This window comes from Micromonospora sp. LOL_024 (assembly GCF_048060415.1).
GTDB lineage: Bacteria > Actinomycetota > Actinomycetes > Mycobacteriales > Micromonosporaceae > Micromonospora.
The window spans coordinates 1-2,372 of sequence record NZ_JBHMIS010000104.1 but is presented as its reverse complement, the minus strand read 5'-3'; the positions used below and the strand labels follow the sequence as shown (position 1 = coordinate 2,372).

Genomic DNA, 2,372 nt, shown 5'->3' with positions numbered 1-2,372 from the left:
CAGCACAGCCACAATGGACACCGCGACCCGATCAACGACTCACCTCAAGCTGAACACGTACGTTTTCGCCTACCTCACCTACTACAACCACACCCGTCTACACTCGACACCTAACCACCCCACGCCGACGAAATTCGCGCCTGCTACCGTCGGACCCACGCCCTCACGGCATAAAACCCCGGCGACCGGTCCCCGGGTGGAACTTCATAGTGCGCCCTGAAGCCGGCGCCGCCGGTGACCAGGATGCGTGTAGTCCTGGCAGAACCTTCAGTCGCGCAGTGCCATTACGGACCGAAACGTTCCGGCCGCGCCACCGAAAAGGATTAGTGGGGTGCGATCCTCGCGCCGGGCACAGTGTTCCACCCGGCCCACCACGATCACGTGATCGCCGGCTACGTGCTCGGCCTGCTGCCGCACCTCGAACCAGGCGATGGCCCCGCCGATGATCGGCGCGCCGCCGGGTGCCGAACGCCAGTTGCAACCGGCGAACCGGTCCACACCGCGGACAGCGAAGCGGTCGCACACCGCCTGCTGGTCTGCGCCCAACACGTTGACGCACCAACGATTCGCGGTGCGTAGCAGCGGCCACGTCGTGCTGGTGACCGCCACGCAGAACGACACCAACGGCGGGTCAAGCGACACGGAGGTGAACGAGCTGATGGACATTCCCGTCGGATGTGCGGGCGTGCCACTCATGCCGGTCACGACCACGACTCCGGTGGCGAAACTGCTCAGGACAGTTCGGTACGCCTGCATCGCCGGTACGGTGGTTTCGGCCATCGATCCTCCCCACTCGCCGTCAACGAGTCCACCTTCAACAGCCTGGCTAGAGGCTCGCTCGGCGCTCTCTCGAGTACCGTGGTCCGGCGGCGACCAATCTCCACCGCAGGCCCCTTTTTCGCTAGAGTGCTGGTGCAGGGTGACCCTTCCAGCCCGAGACCCTGGGGGCCGCGCTCAACTAGATGATCGATTCCAAGGGGTGCGGGTGAGTGAGCAGACGCGAGGGCGTCCATGGTCTCGTTGCCTAGCCTCGATCATTCGCGGGGCTGACGGGTTGGCGCGACCCGCCTGAGTTCATCGATTCGGGTCGATATTGTCGATATTGATGGTGGGTGGGTGTGGTGGTGGGCCCGCTGTCGCGCCGGTGAGCGTGGTCTCCTGGGTTCCTCCGGTCGTCGGGTCGGGCTGATCGGGGTCAGCCGGGGGCGGGGATGGCCGTTATCCGGGTGAACGCGGCCGCGATCTGGGAGGCCCACGGCCAGGTCGATGGGAGGCGTAGCCGTCGGCGGCGTTGCCCGTGGACCAGGCGCTCGGCGGTGTGCAGCAGGCGGTAGCGCAACGTTTTCGGTTCGCAGCGGCGGGCGGGTGTGTCACCTATTGACCTGTAAGGCAAATTTGTGCTGACATCCGGCTGCGTAGCGGACTTCGGACTTGTGGAACAGGGCTTTCACCGCTTCGGGTTGGTTTTGGCGGCGTCGTAGGTGCGAGGCGGCTGCGGCGGCGAGGTCGGTCGGGTTGGCTGGGTTCGCTTGTGCCACATGGCGTTTGACGTCGGCGTTGAGGAGTTCTACGGGGTTCAGCTCGGGTGCGTAGCCGGGCAGGAAGTGCATCTCAATGCTGTCAACGCGTGGGGCGAGCCAGTCGCGGACGCCACTCGGCGGTGCACCGGGTGGCCGTCCACGATGAGGTGGATCTTCCGGTCGAGGTGGCGGACCAGACGGTCGAGCCAGGCCAGGAAGAGCGGGCCGGTGAACGAGCCGTGGTAGCAGGTGAAGTACAACTCGCCCTTGTTGCTGATCGCGGCCATCACGTTGACACCGAAGCGCCTGGGCTTGTAGAGAGATCTGTGTAGCGGATTGAGATGAATATCCGTTATGGCCGGTAGGAGTCGGTCGACACAGATGGGACAAGTGTGGTGACGATGTCGATGATTAACTCGCGGAGGCAGGACCTCCCGATCGACGACGAGGTGCGTGGGCTGCGGGAACAGGCCGCCACGGACGCACCGAGGCTGCCTCTGGTCGCCCCGGTGCTCGACGGGCAGGCGGCGAGGCAGGCCGCGCGGAAGGCGGTCGCGGACCTGGTCGACGAGCAGGCGATGGACGCCGTTCTGGCGCAGATCAAGGGCGACGGGCTGCGGTTGACGGGGCCGGGTGGGTTCCTGTCGGAGCTGGTCAAGGCCGTGCTGGAGCGGGGGTTGCGGGCCGAGTTGACCGAGCACCTGGGCTACCGGGCACACGATCCGGGCGGCAAGGGCTCGGGAAACGCGCGTAACGGGTTGACGGCCAAGACGGTGCAGACCGAGGTCGGACCGGTCGAGGTGCGGGTGCCGAGGGACCGGGCGGGCACGTTCACCCCGGTGTTGTTGCCGA

At 66.1% G+C, this 2,372-nt stretch carries 2 protein-coding genes and 2 pseudogenes; 1 reads left to right on the top strand and 3 read right to left on the bottom strand.

The window, feature by feature from the left end:
• Window positions 1–267: 267 nt before the first annotated feature.
• The 3 genes and pseudogenes from ACFHWY_RS28280 to ACFHWY_RS28270 form a co-directional block, all read right to left on the bottom strand.
• Window positions 268–780 (bottom strand): flavin reductase family protein, encoded by a 513-nt coding sequence (locus ACFHWY_RS28280; protein WP_416583290.1) that lies wholly within the window; start codon window positions 778–780, stop codon window positions 268–270.
• 415 nt (window positions 781–1,195) lie between these two features.
• Window positions 1,196–1,354, bottom strand: a pseudogene (locus tag ACFHWY_RS28275) (IS1380 family transposase); the annotation flags it as partial.
• 16 nt (window positions 1,355–1,370) lie between these two features.
• A pseudogene (locus tag ACFHWY_RS28270) lies at window positions 1,371–1,807 on the bottom strand (transposase).
• 120 nt (window positions 1,808–1,927) lie between these two features.
• Between ACFHWY_RS28270 and ACFHWY_RS28265 the strand changes: the two are divergent.
• The coding region (locus ACFHWY_RS28265; RefSeq protein ID WP_416583289.1) for a transposase at window positions 1,928–2,372 on the top strand (445 nt) is incomplete at its 3' end.